Annotated in this window: 16 protein-coding genes; 7 read left to right on the top strand and 9 right to left on the bottom strand. The window is 58.1% G+C overall.

Annotated features, from left to right (window positions below):
• Positions 1-186: 186 nt before the first annotated feature.
• Both AC27FC_RS00965 and AC27FC_RS00960 read left to right on the top strand, forming a co-directional pair.
• Positions 187-519, top strand: a complete 333-nt coding sequence (locus AC27FC_RS00965) for an RcnB family protein (RefSeq protein ID WP_023336316.1) — start codon at positions 187-189, stop codon at positions 517-519.
• Positions 494-949, top strand: a complete 456-nt coding sequence (locus tag AC27FC_RS00960; protein WP_232960069.1) for a GNAT family N-acetyltransferase — start codon at positions 494-496, stop codon at positions 947-949. Before AC27FC_RS00965 ends, AC27FC_RS00960 begins: the two co-directional genes overlap by 26 nt.
• Before the next feature lie 95 nt (positions 950-1,044).
• Here AC27FC_RS00960 and apbC read toward each other — a convergent pair whose 3' ends face one another.
• Positions 1,045-2,154 (bottom strand): iron-sulfur cluster carrier protein ApbC, encoded by a 1,110-nt coding sequence (gene apbC / locus AC27FC_RS00955; protein ID WP_029740176.1) that lies wholly within the window; start codon positions 2,152-2,154, stop codon positions 1,045-1,047.
• Between the two features lie 166 nt (positions 2,155-2,320).
• Here apbC and metG point away from each other — a divergent pair, with 166 nt between their 5' ends.
• Entirely contained in the window at positions 2,321-4,354 is a 2,034-nt protein-coding gene (metG, locus tag AC27FC_RS00950) for a methionine--tRNA ligase (RefSeq protein WP_112778304.1), read from the top strand.
• Positions 4,355-4,462: 108 nt separating this feature from the next.
• Here metG and AC27FC_RS00945 read toward each other — a convergent pair whose 3' ends face one another.
• The 3 genes from AC27FC_RS00945 to AC27FC_RS00935 are packed head-to-tail and all read right to left on the bottom strand — an operon-like array spanning position 4,463 to position 7,378.
• The gene (locus AC27FC_RS00945; protein ID WP_023312442.1) at positions 4,463-4,933 is read right to left on the bottom strand and encodes a YehS family protein; all 471 of its coding nucleotides are present in this window, start codon (positions 4,931-4,933) and stop codon (positions 4,463-4,465) included.
• 46 nt (positions 4,934-4,979) lie between these two features.
• The gene (gene btsR / locus AC27FC_RS00940; protein ID WP_023312443.1) at positions 4,980-5,699 is read right to left on the bottom strand and encodes a two-component system response regulator BtsR; all 720 of its coding nucleotides are present in this window, start codon (positions 5,697-5,699) and stop codon (positions 4,980-4,982) included.
• A complete protein-coding gene (locus AC27FC_RS00935; RefSeq protein ID WP_023312444.1) occupies positions 5,693-7,378 on the bottom strand; it encodes a sensor histidine kinase in 1,686 nt (561 codons plus the stop codon). Before AC27FC_RS00935 ends, btsR begins: the two co-directional genes overlap by 7 nt.
• Positions 7,379-7,595: 217 nt before the next feature.
• Between AC27FC_RS00935 and mlrA the strand changes: the two genes are divergently transcribed.
• Both mlrA and AC27FC_RS00925 read left to right on the top strand, forming a co-directional pair.
• Positions 7,596-8,336, top strand: a complete 741-nt coding sequence (gene mlrA / locus AC27FC_RS00930) for an HTH-type transcriptional regulator MlrA (RefSeq protein WP_033146010.1) — start codon at positions 7,596-7,598, stop codon at positions 8,334-8,336.
• A 69-nt stretch (positions 8,337-8,405) separates the two neighbouring features.
• The gene (locus AC27FC_RS00925) at positions 8,406-8,519 is read left to right on the top strand and encodes a protein YohO (RefSeq protein ID WP_008500895.1); all 114 of its coding nucleotides are present in this window, start codon (positions 8,406-8,408) and stop codon (positions 8,517-8,519) included.
• Here AC27FC_RS00925 and AC27FC_RS00920 read toward each other — a convergent pair.
• The 5 genes from AC27FC_RS00920 to bglX form a co-directional block, all read right to left on the bottom strand.
• On the bottom strand, positions 8,494-9,231 hold the full coding sequence (locus AC27FC_RS00920; protein WP_033146011.1) for an ABC transporter permease: 738 nt from the start codon (positions 9,229-9,231) through the stop codon (positions 8,494-8,496). The genes AC27FC_RS00925 and AC27FC_RS00920 overlap by 26 nt on opposite strands.
• Positions 9,215-10,165 carry an ABC transporter ATP-binding protein gene (locus AC27FC_RS00915; RefSeq protein WP_033146012.1) on the bottom strand — a complete coding sequence of 317 codons (951 nt, stop codon included), beginning with the start codon at positions 10,163-10,165 and terminating at the stop codon, positions 9,215-9,217. Before AC27FC_RS00915 ends, AC27FC_RS00920 begins: the two co-directional genes overlap by 17 nt.
• Positions 10,158-11,315 carry an ABC transporter permease gene (locus AC27FC_RS00910; protein WP_112778302.1) on the bottom strand — a complete coding sequence of 386 codons (1,158 nt, stop codon included), beginning with the start codon at positions 11,313-11,315 and terminating at the stop codon, positions 10,158-10,160. The genes AC27FC_RS00915 and AC27FC_RS00910 overlap by 8 nt, the downstream gene beginning before the upstream one ends.
• 12 nt (positions 11,316-11,327) lie before the next feature.
• Complete coding sequence (gene osmF, locus AC27FC_RS00905; protein ID WP_021241490.1) at positions 11,328-12,245, bottom strand: glycine betaine ABC transporter substrate-binding protein OsmF; 918 nt, start codon at positions 12,243-12,245, stop codon at positions 11,328-11,330.
• A gap of 145 nt (positions 12,246-12,390) precedes the next feature.
• Positions 12,391-14,688, bottom strand: a complete 2,298-nt coding sequence (gene bglX, locus AC27FC_RS00900) for a beta-glucosidase BglX (protein ID WP_033146014.1) — start codon at positions 14,686-14,688, stop codon at positions 12,391-12,393.
• Between the two features lie 189 nt (positions 14,689-14,877).
• Between bglX and dld the strand changes: the two genes are divergently transcribed.
• Both dld and AC27FC_RS00890 read left to right on the top strand, forming a co-directional pair.
• Positions 14,878-16,626, top strand: a complete 1,749-nt coding sequence (dld, locus tag AC27FC_RS00895) for a D-lactate dehydrogenase (RefSeq protein WP_033146015.1) — start codon at positions 14,878-14,880, stop codon at positions 16,624-16,626.
• Between the two features lie 112 nt (positions 16,627-16,738).
• The gene (locus AC27FC_RS00890) at positions 16,739-17,293 is read left to right on the top strand and encodes a GNAT family N-acetyltransferase (RefSeq protein ID WP_033146016.1); all 555 of its coding nucleotides are present in this window, start codon (positions 16,739-16,741) and stop codon (positions 17,291-17,293) included.
• Positions 17,294-17,337: the final 44 nt, after the last annotated feature.

Below are 17,337 nucleotides of genomic sequence, written 5' to 3'. Positions count from 1 at the left end.
AAATATAAAGCACAGGCAATATTCACCACAATGATAAACATCATCCAGTTTGACTACACAAAACCGTCCACTTTTGTTACATTTTTTTTCAAACATACCCTGCGTTGATACTTAAAATGGACTGTCTGCTCCGCTTTGCACGACCTGCAGACGAAAAGTATCTGTAACGATATCACTGGAGAAAAAATGGCTAAGCGTAAATTGCTGCTTCTGGGTGTATTACTGTCTCTGGCGGGATCCGCATTCGCTGCCCCGCAAACGGCCGCTGCGCCATCGGGCATCAAGGCCTATGAAGAACAAGAGTTCATCGCTGACTTTACGAAATTCAAGATTGGCGACACGGCGCCGGCGCAGTATCAAACGCCGGAGTACACTATCAAACAGTACCAGCTGCGTAACCTGCCGGCTCCGGATGCCGGAACCCACTGGACCTACATGGGTGAGAACTACGTACTGATCGGCGATGCTGATGGCAAGATCTACAAAGCCTACAATGGAGATATTTTCTATCACCGCTAACGCAATTCTGATTCGCCCCTGGCAGGAAAGCGACCGCCCTTTCCTGCGCACGCTCTACCTCCACGCCCGGCGTGAAGCCTGGCCATGGCTGGACAACGCGGACTGGCAGCTTGAAGACTTTGACGCGGCAACCCGCGACGAAGTGATTTGGGTTGCTGTTCAGAACGGTCATCGCCTGGGTTTTGCCTCCGTCTGGACGAACGATAATTTCCTGCACAACCTGTTTGTCGATCCGCAGTATCAGAGCATGGGCGTCGGGCATGAGTTGCTTGAGCACGTACAGAAAACGTTTACCAGTACGGGTTCACTTAAGTGTCTGGTGAAGAATGCGCGGGCTATTGCGTTTTACCAGCGACACGGCTGGCACATCGAGGCGACGGGTAATTCTCCGGACGGAGAGTATTATTTGATGCACTATCGGTTGGGTTAAAGTCGGGTGGCGGCTTCGCCTTACCCGACCTACGTGATGGTGCCATTTGTAGGCCGGGTAAGCGAAGCGCCACCCGGCAATTAGGAGCTGAGGAATTACACCGCGCGGAACGCGATTTCCCCCGGGATGATTTCGCCCTGCCAGTAGAGCTGCGCCGCAACGCGTCCCGCCAGCTGGCGATACATTTCCGCAAATTCGCTGTCCGGACGGCTGACCACCGTTGGCTTTCCGCTGTCCAGATCTTCACGCAGGGTAATGTGCAGCGGCATCTGTCCCAGCAGCTGGGTGTGATACTTCGCGGCCAGTTTTTCTGCACCACCCGTACCGAAGATAGGTTCGTGGTGACCGCAGTTGCTGCAGATGTGCATACTCATGTTCTCGACGATACCGAGCACCGGCACTTCCACCTTCTCGAACATCACGATGCCTTTTTTGGCGTCAATCAGCGCGATATCCTGCGGCGTAGTCACGACGACCGCCCCCGTGACCGGAATGTTCTGCGCCAGCGTCAGCTGAATGTCACCGGTGCCCGGCGGCATGTCCAGCACCAGATAATCCAGATCAGGCCACATCGTCTCCTGCAGCATCTGCAGCAGCGCTTTGCTGGCCATAGGGCCGCGCCAGACCATGGCGTTATCGTCAGTCACCAGGTAACCGATGGAGTTGGTCGCCAGACCGTGCGCCATAATTGGCGCCATGTGGGTCCCGTCCGGCGAGGTGGGGCGCTGGTTTTCCGCGCCCAGCATGTTAGGAATAGACGGACCGTAGATATCCGCATCCAGAATGCCGACCTTTGCCCCTTCCGCTGCCAGCGCGAGCGCCAGGTTAACGGCGGTAGAAGATTTCCCTACCCCGCCCTTGCCCGAGCTGACGGCAATGATATTTTTCACGCCGTTCACGCCAGGCTGGTTTTTCACGCGCTTCAGCGTGGCGATGCTGTGGCTCAGCTTCCAGTCGATCGCCTTCGCACCGGTAATACGCAGCAGCTCAGAGCTGGTCTGCTCTTTCAGCGCGTCAAAGGCGCTGGTCCAGACGAACGGCATCTGCAGCTCAATGTGCAGGGTATCGTCCAGCCAGGCAACGTGGTGTAACGCTTTCAGCGTAGTGAGATTGTGCTTCAGGGTTGGATGCTGAAAGTTAGCCAGCGTCCCGGCGACCATTGCTCGTAAGGCTTCCGGTGATTTGGCCTGGGATTGAGAACTCATCCCGACTCCTTTGTAGTTGTTCTGAAAAAAGACGTGTAATTACCAAGTTTACCCCAGAGGTAACAATTATTCATTTATGGATTAATGCCCTTATCACTTGGCGTAGTTATTACCTTTCGGGTAACATCAAAAACCCTTTTCACAGTTAAAAGAAGTAATGCCTACTATGACTCAAGTCGCGAAGAAAATTCTGGTAACGTGCGCACTGCCGTACGCCAACGGCTCAATCCACCTCGGCCACATGCTGGAGCATATCCAGGCTGATGTCTGGGTCCGTTACCAGCGAATGCGCGGCCACGAGGTTAACTTCATCTGTGCGGACGATGCTCACGGCACGCCGATCATGCTGAAAGCGCAGCAGCTGGGGATCTCCCCGGAGCAGATGATTGCCGAAATGAGTCAGGAGCATCAGACCGATTTTGCTGGCTTTGACATCAGCTATGACAACTATCACTCCACGCACAGCGACGAAAACCGCGAGCTGTCGGAGCTGATCTACACCCGCCTGAAAGAGAACGGTTTTATCAAAAACCGCACTATCTCTCAGCTGTACGATCCGGAAAAAGGCATGTTCCTGCCGGACCGTTTCGTCAAAGGCACCTGTCCGAAATGTAAATCCCCGGACCAGTACGGCGATAACTGCGAAGTGTGCGGCGCGACCTACAGCCCGACCGAGCTTATCGAGCCGAAATCCGTGGTATCCGGTGCCACGCCTGTGATGCGTGACTCCGAGCACTTCTTCTTCGACCTGCCGTCCTTCAGCGAAATGCTGCAGGCGTGGACCCGCAGCGGCGCGCTGCAGGAGCAGGTGGCGAACAAAATGCAGGAGTGGTTCGAATCCGGCCTGCAGCAGTGGGATATCTCCCGCGATGCGCCGTACTTCGGCTTTGAAATCCCGAACGCGCCGGGCAAATACTTCTACGTCTGGCTGGACGCGCCAATCGGCTACATGGGCTCCTTCAAGAACCTGTGCGACAAGCGTGGCGACACCGTCAGCTTCGACGAATACTGGAAGAAAGATTCCACGGCAGAGCTGTATCACTTTATCGGTAAAGACATCGTTTATTTCCACAGCCTGTTCTGGCCGGCGATGCTGGAAGGCAGCAACTTCCGCAAGCCAACCAACCTTTTCGTACACGGCTACGTGACGGTGAACGGCGCGAAGATGTCCAAGTCTCGCGGGACGTTCATTAAGGCCAGCACCTGGCTGAACCACTTCGACGCGGACAGCCTGCGCTACTACTACACCGCGAAGCTCTCTTCCCGCATCGACGATATCGACCTGAACCTGGAAGATTTCGTGCAGCGCGTGAACGCGGACATCGTCAACAAGGTGGTGAACCTGGCCTCCCGTAACGCGGGCTTTATCGCCAAGCGTTTTGACGGCGTGATGGCGGCTGAACTGGCTGACCCTGCCCTGTACAAAACCTTTACCGACGCGGCAGCCGCCATTGGCGACGCGTGGGAAACCCGTGAGTTCGGTAAAGCCGTGCGCGAAATCATGGCCCTGGCCGACCTGGCAAACCGCTATGTGGACGAACAGGCACCGTGGGTTGTCGCGAAACAGGAAGGTCGCGATGCCGATCTGCAGGCCATCTGCTCCATGGGCATCAACCTGTTCCGCGTGCTGATGACGTACCTGAAGCCGGTTCTGCCGCAGCTGGCAGCCCGCGCTGAAGCGTTCCTGAACACCGAACTGACCTGGGATGCCATGGCGCAGCCGCTGCTCGGCCACAAGGTGAACACCTTCAAGGCGCTGTACAACCGCATCGAGATGAAGCAGGTTGAAGCCCTGGTGGAAGCGTCTAAAGAAGAGGTTAAAGCGGCTGCGGCACCGGTGACCGGCCCGCTGGCAGACGATCCGATCCAGGAAACCATTACCTTTGACGATTTCGCCAAAGTCGACCTGCGCGTGGCGCTGATCGAAAACGCGGAATTCGTGGAAGGTTCTGACAAGCTGCTGCGCCTGACGCTGGATCTGGGCGGCGAGAAGCGTAACGTCTTCTCCGGCATCCGTTCAGCCTACCCGGACCCGCAGGTGCTGATCGGTCGTCAGACCGTGATGGTGGCGAACCTGGCGCCGCGCAAAATGCGCTTCGGCATCTCTGAAGGGATGGTGATGGCCGCAGGCCCTGGCGGGAAAGATATCTTCCTGTTAAGCCCTGATGAAGGCGCGAAGCCTGGCCAGCAGGTGAAATAACAAAAAAGCCGGAGATAATCTCCGGCTTTTTTTTGCCCGGCGGCGCTACGCTTGCACGGGCTTACGGGTTTTGTAGGCCGGGTAAGGCGAAGCTGCCACCCGGCTAAATCACGCTTTCGGGTGATGCACCCGGTGGGTCAGCCCGCGCAGGAAATTACGTAGGAACTGATCGCCGCACTCGCGGTAGTTTTTATGATCCGGCGCGCGCATCATGGCGGTCACTTCCGGCACGGATACGCGGTATTTTTGCTCCGTCATGATCGCCACGATATCGTCCGTTTTCAGCGAGAACGCGATGCGCAGCTTTTTCAGTACCGTGTTGTTGTTCACGCGACGCTCCAGCGCCAGCTCCGGCGCGGCCGGATCTTTGCCACGCTTATCGTAAATCAGACCGTTCAGGAAACCCGACAGAATAATGTCCGGGCAGCGAACGAAGCCCTCTTCGTCTTCTTTGGTCATCCAGGTATCGAAACCGGCAGACGTGGATTCCATGTCCGACAGCGCAAGAATGCGCACCATGTCGTTGTTGTTTGCTTTCAGGGTGTAGCGCAGGCTACGAAGAATGTCGTTACTTAGCATAGAGCCTTCGAATGTCGATGATGCAATGGCGCGCAGTGTACCAGTTTTACAGGCCAATCGCCTCTTTCAAACTCTTGAGATAGCGACGGCTGACGGGTACCGTTTGCCCGGCACGCAGCACCAGCTCGGCCTGGCCGTTATCTTCCAGGCGGATCTCCTTCAGGTGCGCCATGTTCACCAGATACTGGCGGTGGCAGCGGATCAGCGGCGTGCGGCTCTCCAGCGTGCGCAGGGTCAGCTCGGTAAACCCTTCGTTCCCTTCCGCGCTGGTGACAAACACCCCGCTCAGGCGGCTGCTGACAAACGCCACATCATCCATCTGCAGAAGATAAATTCGGCTGTGCCCGGTGCAGGGGATAAACTTCAGCGGCTGCTGGTTTTCCGGCAGCAGCGTGACGTCCTGTACGGTTCGCTCCTGGCGTAAACGGGTGAGCGTTTTTTCCAGACGCTTCTCTTCAATTGGCTTGAGTAAATAGTCAAACGCGTGCTCCTCAAAGGCCTTAACGGCATATTCGTCGAACGCCGTCAGAAACACGATATAGGGGCGATGCGCCGGGTCGAGCATGCCGACCATCTCCAGCCCGCTGATGCGGGGCATCTGAATATCGAGGAACAGCACGTCCGGGCGCAGCTTGTGTACCGCGCCGATGGCCTCAATGGCGTTCGCGCACTCCCCCACAATCTCAATATCGGGCTGCTCCTGCAGCAGAACGCGCAGATTTTCTCGTGCCAGCGGCTCGTCATCCACAATCAGCACTCTTAACATGCGTTTTCCTCCAGCGGCAGTCGTACGGTAATACGGGTAAATCGGTCTGGCTCACAGGCGACGGTAATGCCGCAGTCGTCGCCAAAATGGGCGCGCAGGCGTTTATCCACCAGGCTCATCCCTAAACCGCCCGAGGCGGAAGGCTGGTAAAGCCCGGCATTATCTTCAATATCCAGCACCAGATGGTGGTTGAAACGGCTGGCGGCAATGGTTATCTCCCCCGTTCCCAGAAGCTGTGACGTGCCGTGTTTAATGGCGTTTTCGACAATAGGCTGCAGGGTAAAGGCCGGGAGATGCTGATACGCCAGCTCGTCCGGAACGGAGAGCGACACCTGCAGGCGCGACTGGAAACGCGCCTGCTCGATCTGCAGATAGGCATTCACGTGCTCAATCTCATCGGCGAGGGTCACGATCTCAGACGGCCGTTTCAGGTTCTTACGGAAAAAGGTCGACAGAAACTGCACCAGCTGCGCGGCCTGATCGCTGTCGCGGCGGATCACCGCTTTGAGCGTGTTGAGGGCATTAAACAGGAAATGCGGGTTGACCTGAGCATGCAGCAGCTTAATTTCGGACTGCGTCAGCAGGGCTTTCTGCCGCTCATACTGCCCGGCGAGGATTTGCGCGGACAGCAGCTGGGCTATCCCCTCCCCCAGCGTGCGGTTGATGGAGCTGAACAGACGGTTTTTGGCCTCATACAGCTTGATAGTCCCCATCACCCGCTGATTTTCCCCGCGCAGCGGAATCACCAGCGTGGAGCCCAGCTTGCACTGCGGATGCAGCGAACAGCGGTAAGGCACTTCGTTACCGTCGGCATACACCACCTCACCGGTTTCAATGGCGCGCAGCGTATAGGCTGAGGAGATCGGTTTACCCGGCAGATGGTGATCGTCCCCGGTGCCGGTAAAGGCCAGCAGCCGCTCGCGATCGGTTATGGCCACCGCGCCGATATCCAGCTCCTTGTAGAGCACCTGCGCGACCTTCATGCTGTTCTCTTCGTTAAACCCCTGGCGCAGGATCCCTTCGGTCGAGGCGGCGACCTTCAGCGCCGTGGCGGAAAACGCCGAGGTGTACTTCTCAAACATGGCGCGCTTGTCGAGCAGAATGCGCATAAACAGCGCCGCACCCACGGTGTTGGTGACCATCATCGGAGCGGCAATACTGCTGACCAGGTGCAGCGCATCTTCAAACGGACGGGCAATGAGCAGAATGATCGCCATCTGCGCCACTTCGGCCACAAAGGTAATGGCACCGGCGGTAAGCGGGCTAAAGACTTTATCCGGGCGGCCGCGTTTGATCATGTAGCTGTGCACCAGGCCGCCGAGCAGCCCTTCCACGATCGTTGAGATCATACAGCTGAGCGCCGTCATTCCGCCCATGGAATAGCGATGCAGCCCCCCGGTTAAGCCAACAAGGCCACCGACGACGGGACCGCCCAGCAGCCCGCCCATCACCGCGCCGATAGCGCGCGTGTTGGCAATAGAGTCTTCGATATGGAGGCCAAAATAGGTCCCCATAATGCAGAAAATAGAGAAGGTAACGTAGCAGAGCAGCTTGTGCGGCAGACGTACGGTAACCTGCATCAGCGGGATAAACAGGCGCGTTTTGCTCATCAGCCAGGCAATGACAAGAAACACGCACATCTGCTGAAGCAACAGCAGCACCAGATTAAACTCGTACATACTCAAAACCGCACACGCTAAAAACGCGTAACATACACTGATGCGGGTTTACTTTCTTTGAAGCATCCCAAAAAAGCGCAAAATCGTGTCCGTTATCACACCTTTTTCTGAATATCGCGCATGCTTCGCATTGTTTGTTCAAAAATCAATCAATCCTTCCTGGTTCGCCAAAGTGGGTCTACAGTTAAGCTGGGAACGCGTAAGCCAGGGGGCGAATATGGCGCTTTACACGATAGGTGAAGTGGCACTCCTTTGTGATATCAATCCCGTTACCCTACGGGCGTGGCAGCGACGGTATGGATTGCTTAAACCGCAGAGGACCGACGGTGGGCATCGCCTTTTCAATGAGGCCGATATCGACCGCATCCGCGAAATTAAAAGCTGGATCGACAACGGAGTGCAGGTCGGCAAAGTGAAGTCCCTGCTGAGCCATGATGACCCGGACACGCAACACCTCTGGCGCGAACAACAGGAAACCCTGCTGCGGCTTCTGCAGGCGGGGAATCTTCAGCGCCTGCGCGCATGGATAAAAGAGCAGGGCCGCGACTATCCGGCACAGACGCTGATCTCCCATCTTTTCATTCCGCTCCGTCGACGTCTGCAATGCCAGCAGTCCACCCTGCAGGCGCTGCTCAGCATGCTCGACGGGGTGCTGATCAACTATATTGCCGTCTGCCTTGCCTCAGCGAAGAACAAAGCCGGAAAAGATGCGCTGGTGGTCGGCTGGAACGTGCACGATACCACCCGCCTGTGGCTGGAAGCGTGGATTGCGACCCAGAAGGGCTGGCGCGTGGATGTCCTGGCGCACTCGCTGGCGCAGCTTAAGCCCGAGTTTTTCGACGGTCAGACCCTGCTGGTCTGGTGTGGAGAAGTGCCGTCCGCCACGCAGCAACAGCTGCTGACGGAATGGCGAGAGAATGGTTACCCGGTTTATTCCCTTGGCCCGGATGAGCCATAACGGCATTTAATGGTTCATTAACAGCTGCGCTTCACCGTATAATTGTTCCGTTAACAACAGGAGCACATGATGAAGGCAACCAAACTGGCCATTATTACCCTTTTTGTCCTGATGGCCGTGAGCGGTATCGGCGGCGTGATGCTGGCAGGATACTCGTTTATTGTTCGCGGCGGTGTCGGCTGAGGTACAGCGCCAGCCGCTCAAAAAGGCGATCGACGACGATTGCCGCCAGCGCGACCAGCACCGCCCCCTGCACGATATAAGCCGTATTAAACCCGCTCAGGCCGATAATAATCGGCGTTCCCAGCGTATTGGCACCGACCGTTGACGCAATGGTCGCCGTCCCGATGTTAATAATCACCGACGTGCGGATCCCGGCAATGATAACCGGCGCCGCAAGCGGCAGTTCAACCTTGCGCAGCCGCTGGCCGCGACTCATCCCCATCCCTTCTGCCACGCTCAGCACCGACGCCGGTACCGCCGCGAGGCCCGCCAGCGTGCCCTGCAGCACCGGCAATACGCCGTATAAAATCAGCGCAATAATGGCGGGTTGCTGACCAAAACCCATCACCGGCACCGCTATCGCCAGCACCGCCACCGGGGGAAACGTCTGGCCAATCGCCGCTATCGTCTCCACCAGCGGACGAAACTCTTTGCCCGCAGGCCGCGTGACCGCGATGCCTGCCCCAACCCCCAACACAACCGCGATGGCGCTTGAGAGCGCCACCAGCCAGAGATGCGCCAGAGCGAGATTAATAAAGCTCTCCTGCTGATAAACCGGCCGCGGCAGCCCAGGGAAAAGAGCGTTAAACAGCGCCGCGCTGTGGGGCATCAGAAACAGTAAGGCGACAAAGAGCGCTACCAGCCAGAGGAGCGGATCACGCAGTGCCTTCACGCGTCACCTCCCCGGCCAGCAGATCGCGAAAATGTAAGGTTCCGCACGGCGTACCGCGGGAGTCCGAGACGGGCAATACCTCGCACTGGCGCGCGACAAACGCCGAGAGAGCATCCCGCAGGCTCATCTGCGCCTGCAGCGGTTCGCCGCTCACCGGTACCTCCTCCCGACGCATATAGTCGCTGACCGTCCGCAGGGAGAGCAGCCTCACGCCCAGCTCGCTGCGGCCAAAAAACTCGCGCACAAAGTCGTTCTTCGGCCATGTTAATAGCTCAAGCGGCGAGCCCTGCTGCACCACTTCGCCATGATCCATCAGCACCAGATGGTCGGCCAGGCGCAGAGCTTCATCAATATCGTGCGTCACGAGAACGATCGTCCGTCCGAGAATGCGGTGAATGCGGGTCATCTCCGCCTGCAGCGCCCCGCGCGTAACCGGATCCAGCGCGCCGAAGGGTTCATCCATCAGCAGTACCTGCGGGTTAGCCGCCAGCGCGCGCGCCACGCCCACGCGCTGTTGCTGGCCTCCGGAAAGCTGGTGCGGATAGCGATCGCGCAGCGCGGGCTCCAGCCCCAGGAGCGACATGAGTTCATCCACCCGGTCGGCGATTTTCACCCGCGACCATTTCTCCAGCTGCAGCACGGTGGCGATGTTCTGCGCCACCGTCCAGTGCGGAAACAGGCCGATAGACTGAATGGCATAGCCCATCCGGCGGCGCAGCTCCAGCACCGGCAGGCTGCGGATCTCTTCCCCGGCAAAGCGGATCAGCCCGCTGTCGTGCTCAACCAGGCGGTTGATCATCTTCAGGGTGGTGGATTTTCCCGAGCCGGAGGTGCCAATCAGCACGGAAAACGCGCCCTCGGCAAAGTTCAGGTTCAGGTGGCTCGCCGCCGGGCGACCGGCAAAGGTTTTACTGACATCATGAAATTCAATCATTGGCTCTTCTCCTGAGCAGCGCGAGCCATAAGGCAAACAGCGCGTCGACGACAACCGCCAGCGCAATCGTGGGCACCACGCCCAGTAACACCAAATCGAGGGCACTGCTGAGCAGCCCCTGGAACACCAGCGCGCCAAAGCCGCCCGCACCAATCAGCGCCGCTATCACCGCCATGCCGACGGTTTGTACAGCCACCACCCGCAGGCTGCGCAGCAGCAGGGGCAGCGCCAGCGGGAGCTGAATTTTCCAGAAACACTGCCGCGCGCTCATCCCCATCGCATGGGCGCTTTCAAGCACATCCGGCGCGACCTGACCCAGCCCCGCGACAACGCCGCGCACCAGCGGCAGCAGCGCATACAGCACCAGCGCAATAAGCGCGGGCGTTAACCCCGTTCCGGCTATGCCGAGCGTACCCAGTACGGGAAATGATTTCACCAGCCCCGCCAGCGGGGCAATCAGCAGGCCAAACAGCGCGACGGAAGGTATGGTCTGGATCACGTTGAGCACGGCAAACACCCCACCCTGGCGTGAAGGATGACGATAGCACCACATGCCGAGCGGTATCCCGATCAGCAGAGCCGGGATCAGCGTGCCAAAAAGGATCGTCAGGTGTTGCGCCAGGGCATCATCAAACACCTCCTGACGGTTGGCGTACTCTTTCAGCAGCGAGAGATTGTTCAGCTCACCGCTGAACAGCAGGAACAAGGGAATGCACCATATCTGCGCGTTGAGCACCCAGCGCCAGACGCCGCTGGTGATGAGTCGACGAATGGCGTCGCTGCTGGCCAGCAGACACAGCGCCAGCCACAGCCAGAGGCCGCTGCCCACCGTGGTTCTCGCCAGCGGGCTTTCCGCCGACGCCATATGCGTCGCCGCCTGCCCGGCCCCCCAGAACAGGATGATAAACAGCCCTTCAGCGAGGAGCAGCGTCAGCCACTGCGCCGTGCGGCCTTGCCAGAGCGATAGCGTAACCCACGCGCCCAGCGCCGCCGCCAGCCACCACGGCGTGAACGCCCACACTTCCCAGAGATAGCGCCCCTCCCCTGACATCAGGCGGTTAGGGGCGACATTCACAAACGGCAGCGCGACCGCCGCGATGGCCACGCAGGCCAACAGCAGCAGTACGCGGTTATGACATTTTATTGGCACAGCCCTTTCCCGTTACTTCACAAGCCCTTGTTGTTTCAGGAAGTCGGCGGCCACTTTTTTGGCATCCAGCCCCTCGACGGCAATGCTGGCATTCAGCTGTTGCAGCGTTTTTTCATCCAGTTTTTCGAAGACCGGCTTGAGCCATTCTGCAATATCCGGATAGGCTTTCAGCACCGCCTCGCGCACGACCGGGGTCGGGGCGTAAATCGGCTGTACGCCTTTTGGATCGGTCAGGGTTTGCAGGCCGAGCGCCGCCACCGGGCCGTCGGTGCCGTAGGCCATTGCCGCGTTAACGCCGGAAGTTTGCTGCGCCGCCGCCTTAATGGTTACCGCCGTATCCCCGCCCGCCAGCGAGAGCAGCTGCGCCTGGTCAAGCTTGAAGTCGTAGGCTTTTTCGAACGCCGGGAGCGCGTCAGGACGCTCGATAAACTCCGCGGACGCTGCCAGCTTAAAGTCGCCCTTCTCTTTCAGATAGCGGCTGAGATCCGCAAGCGTAGTCAGCTTACCTTTCTCCGCCACGTCCTTGCGCACGGCGATAGTCCAGGTGTTGTTGGCCGGGGCCGGCGTCAGCCAGACCAGCTTGTTCTGTTCTGCGTCGAGTTTTTTGACTTTCTCATACCCGGCTTTGGCGTTTTTCCATGCCGGATCGTTTTCATCTTTGAAGAAGAATGCCCCGTTGCCGGTGTATTCCGGATAGATATCCAGCTCGCCGGAGGTGATCGCCCCGCGCACGACGGGCGTGGTGCCCAGCTGAACTTTATTGACGGTTTTCACGCCGTGGCTTTCCAGCACCTGCAAAATAATATTGCCGAGCAGCGCGCCTTCGGTATCGATCTTTGAGCCCACTTTTACCGGCTCCGCCGCCTGTAACGGCAGGCTTAGCGCCGCCAGCAGCACCGCAGATCCCAACATCCCCTTTGCAATCGTCATTCCGCTATCCTCATTTTTTTATCGCCTTTTTCAGAGGCTTGAGAGAAAAGCGTAGCTTAAAACAGCGGATTTACCCGGCAAAATGCCTTTTTAGCATAACGTAAGACGCATCCCCCGGAAGCCGGGGGATGCAAAGAAGGGAAGGTTACAGCAGCTCGAACTCGCCTTTATTCACGCGGGCAGAATCCACCCCGATAAAGACGTTAAACTTGCCCGGTTCCGCATCGTATTTCATCTGCTGGTTCCAGAACTTCAGCGCCTCCACGTCAATCGGGAAGCTGATGGTTTGGGTTTCGCCAGGCTTCAGATTGACCTTCTCGAAGCCGCGCAGCTGCTTAACAGGACGGCTCATCGAGGCGGTGACATCCTGCACGTACATCTGGATCACCGTTGCCCCTTCGCGCTTGCCGGTGTTGGTCACTTCGACGCTGGCGGTAACTTTGCCGTCACGCTTCAGGGTCGGCGCCGACATTTTCACGTCAGAAACCTTGAAGCTGGTGTAGCTCAGACCGTAACCAAACGGATACAGCGGGCCGTTAGCTTCGTCGAAGTAACGGGACGTGTACTTGTTCGGCTTGTCGGCGTTATACGGGCGACCGGTGTTGAGGTGACTGTAGTAGACCGGGATCTGCCCAACGGAGCGCGGGAAGGACATCGGCAGCTTGCCCGACGGGTTGTAATCACCAAACAGCACGTCGGCGATGGCGTTACCGCCTTCGGTACCAGCGAACCAGGTTTCCAGAATGGCGTCAGCCTGCTGGTCCTCTTTCACCAGCGCCAGCGGACGACCGTTCATCAGCACCAGCACCAGCGGCTTGCCGGTGGCTTTCAGGGCGGCGATCAGATCGCGCTGGCTCTGCGGAATGGTGATGTCGGTACGGCTGGAGGCCTCGTGCGCCATACCCTGCGCTTCGCCCACGACCGCGACAACCACGTCAGACTGTTTCGCGGTATTCACCGCCTCGTCGATCATCTCCTTCGGCGTGCGCGGATCGACCTTCACCGCTTCCTCGTACTGGTTGAGGAAGGTGACGATGTCTTTATCGTTGGTGACGTTCGCCCCTTTGGCGTACACCACTTTCGCGTTATCACCCACGGCACTCTTAATCCCGGTCAGCACGGTCACGGACTGATCGGCTACGCCTGCCGCAGACCAGCTGCCCATCACGTCGCGCTTGCTGTCGGCCAGCGGGCCCACTACGGCAATGGTGCCGGATTTTTTCAGCGGCAGCGTGTCGAGGCGGTTTTTCAGCAGCACCAGGCTTTCGCGCGCCACGTCACGCGCTTCTTTGCGGTGCAGACGGCTTTCAGCGTTGGTATCTGCCGGGTCAGAATCCTTCGGCCCCAGATGGCTGTACGGATCGTTAAACAGCCCCATGTCGTATTTCACGTTCAGCACGTGGCGCGCGGCATCGTCCAGCTCCGCCATCGTGACCTTGCCGCTCTTCACCAGCCCCGGCAGGTATTTGCTGTAGTACTCGTCGCTCATGCTCATGTTGATGCCCGACTTGAGCGCCACGCGCACCGCGTCTTCCGGATCGGAGGCGGTACCGTGCTTAATCAGCTCTTTAATCGCGCCGTGGTCGGAAACGGTGATGCCCTTAAAGCCCCACTGGTCGCGCAGGACGTCTTTCAGCAGCCATGAATCGGACGTCGCAGGCGTGCCGTTCAGCGAGTTCAGCGCCACCATTACCGCGCCGCTGCCCGCATCCAGCCCTGCCTTGTACGGCGGCATGTAGTCGTTGAACAGGCGCTGCGGGCTCATGTCGACGGTGTTGTACTCTTTCCCGCCTTCAACCGCGCCATAGGCCGCGAAGTGTTTGACGCTGGTCATCACCGAGTAGCGATCCGCCGGGCTTTTGCCCTGCATCGCTTCCACCATGGTTTTCCCCATCGTGGAGGTTAAATAGGTGTCTTCACCAAAGCCTTCCGAACCGCGGCCCCAGCGCGGATCGCGCGAGACGTCCACCATTGGCGCCCAGGTCATGTTCAGGCCGTCGTCCGCCGCTTCATAAGCCGACACGCGCCCGACGGTTTTCACCGCGTCAAGGTTAAAGGAGGAGGCTAAACCGAGGCTAATCGGGAAAACGGTACGCTGGCCGTGCACCACGTCATAGGCAAAGAACAGCGGAATTTTCAGGCGGCTGAGATCCATCACCTGATCCTGCATCTTACGGATATCCTGGCGGGTGACGGTATTAAAGATGGCCCCTACCTGCCCGTCTTTGATCATCTCGCGAATGGCCTCTTTCGGATTATCCGGACCGACGCTGATAAGACGCAGCTGGCCGATTTTCTCATCAACCGTCATTTTCTTGAGCAATTCCGTGACAAACGCGTCCCGTGCTTCAGGCGTGAGCGGGTGATTACCAAACAAATCCTCTGCCAGCGCAGGTTGCAGCGCCAGGCTGACGGCGACACCTACAGAACATAGCCATTTCATGTCGTTTTACTCTCTCATCAATAACCGCCGGACGATCTCGGCCATACCGTGCGAAAAGCGCAGTGTGCCACAAACCCTCGAAACGTTGCAGGGTTATTCTCTGATTTTTCTCGTGAATACTCGACCGCTTAACAGTTAATCGCGCTATGCTTTACAGCGAGAAATTTGCCCCACCACAAGGAGTGGAAGATGACTTCTGTTCGAACAAACGATAACACGACTTTTATTAACGAACTGTCGCGCCTGGTTGGCTCCTCTCACCTGCTTACCGACCCGGCCAAAACCGCCCGCTACCGCAAAGGTTTCCGCTCCGGTCAGGGCGAGGCGCTGGCGGTGGTCTTCCCCGGCACGCTGCTGGAGCTGTGGCGCGTGCTGAGCGCATGCGTCGCCGCCGACAAGATTATTTTAATGCAGGCCGCCAATACCGGCCTGACCGAAGGCTCCACGCCGAACGGCAACGATTACGATCGCGACATCGTGATTATCAGCACCCTGCGCCTCGACAAACTGCACCTGCTGGATAAAGGCGAGCAGGTGCTCGCGTTCCCCGGCACGACGCTCTACTCCCTGGAAAAAGCGCTTAAGCCGCTGGGCCGTGAGCCGCACTCGGTGATTGGCTCCTCCTGCATTGGCGCCTCGGTGGTCGGTGGGATCTGCAACAACTCCGGCGGTTCGCTGGTGCAGCGCGGCCCGGCCTACACCGAGATGTCGCTGTTTGCCCGTATTGACGAAAACGGCAAGCTGACGCTGGTGAACCATCTGGGTATCGATCTCGGCGTAACGCCGGAACAGATCCTCAGCAAGCTCGACGACGATCGCGTGAAGGACGAAGACGTTCAGCACGACGGTCGTCATGCGCACGATCACGACTACGTCACCCGCGTGCGGGATATCGACGCCGATACGCCGGCGCGCTACAACGCCGACCCGGACCGCCTGTTTGAATCCTCCGGCTGCGCCGGGAAGCTGGCCGTGTTTGCCGTACGTCTGGATACCTTCCCGGCGGAGAAAAAGCAGCAGGTGTTTTACATTGGTACCAATCAGCCTGAGGTTCTGACCGAAATTCGTCGTCATATTCTGGGCGAATTCACCCATCTGCCGGTGGCGGGCGAGTACATGCACCGGGACATTTACGACATCGCCGAGCGTTACGGCAAAGATACGTTCCTGATGATCGACAAGCTCGGCACCGACAAAATGCCGTTCTTCTTCACCATGAAGGGCCGCACCGACGCGATGCTGGAGAAGGTGTCGCTGTTCAAACCCCACTTCACCGACCGCTTTATGCAGAAGCTGGGCAACGTTTTCCCGGCGCATCTGCCGGAGCGAATGAAAACCTGGCGCGATAAGTACGAGCACCACCTGCTGCTGAAAATGGCCGGGGACGGAATTGCCGAAGCGCAGTCCTGGCTGACCGAATTCTTCAAAACCGCCGAAGGGGATTTCTTTGCCTGTACGCCTGAAGAGGGCAGCAAAGCGTTCCTGCACCGTTTTGCCGCCGCGGGCGCCGCCATCCGTTATCAGGCGGTGCATTCGGAAGAGGTGGAAGACATTCTGGCGCTGGATATCGCCCTGCGACGTAACGACACCGAGTGGTTTGAGCACCTCCCGCCGGAAATCGACAGCAAGCTGGTGCATAAGCTCTATTACGGCCACTTTATGTGTTATGTCTTCCATCAGGATTACATCGTCAAAAAAGGGGTCGATGCGCACGAACTGAAGGAGCAGATGCTCGCCCTGCTGCGTGAACGCGGCGCACAATATCCTGCGGAACATAACGTCGGGCATCTTTATAAAGCCCCTGACGCACTTAAGCAGTTTTATCGCGAGAATGACCCTACAAACAGCATGAATCCCGGCATTGGTAAAACAACGCGGAAGAAATACTGGAAAGAGAGCGCGGACGCGGAGCAGCGCGTAACGCAAGCGTCTGATTAATTCCTATAGCCAAATTTGAGAGATTGTTTAGCGCGCCTTAATCGTAATAGAGTAACCGTCTGACGCCGGAGGAACGTTTCTCCGGCTTTCTATAACGAGGAGCAGGCACATCATGTCGGCTGTTGATGTTTTATCCGAGACCGAACTGGAAGTGCGCGATGCCCTTCCCGATGATGTGCATGCCATCGCCGCCATCTATGCATGGCATGTGCTGCACGGGCGCGCGTCATTTGAAGAAGTCCCCCCTACCATCGACGAAATGCGTCAGCGTATGAAAAGCGTGGCTGAGAGCGGTTTGCCGTGGCTTATCGCGCTGTATCGCGGCATCGTGGTGGGCTACTGCTACGCCACGCCTTACCGCCCGCGACACGCCTACCGCTATACCCTGGAAGAGTCGATTTACGTGGATGCCAGCATTACCGGGCGCGGTTTTGGTTCGGCATTAATGGATGCGCTGATCGCCCGCTGCGAGCAAGGCCCGTGGCGGCAGATGATTGCCGTTGTGGGCGATGGCAACAATAATGCCGGCTCGCTGCGGCTGCATAAAAAGCACGGCTTCGAGATTGTCGGTCAGCTGCGCAGCGTGGGGTATAAGAAAGGCGACTGGCGGGATACGGTGATTATGCAGCGCTCGCTCAACGATGGGGACTGGACGCTGCCGGAATAAACGCAAAACGGTAACCTGGGTTACCGTTTTTAGTGTTTTCTCCC

The organism is Enterobacter sp. C3_dUdeg (assembly GCF_057536195.1).
The sequence above is the reverse complement of the archived record's forward strand: the minus strand, read 5'-3'. Positions and strand labels throughout refer to the sequence as shown.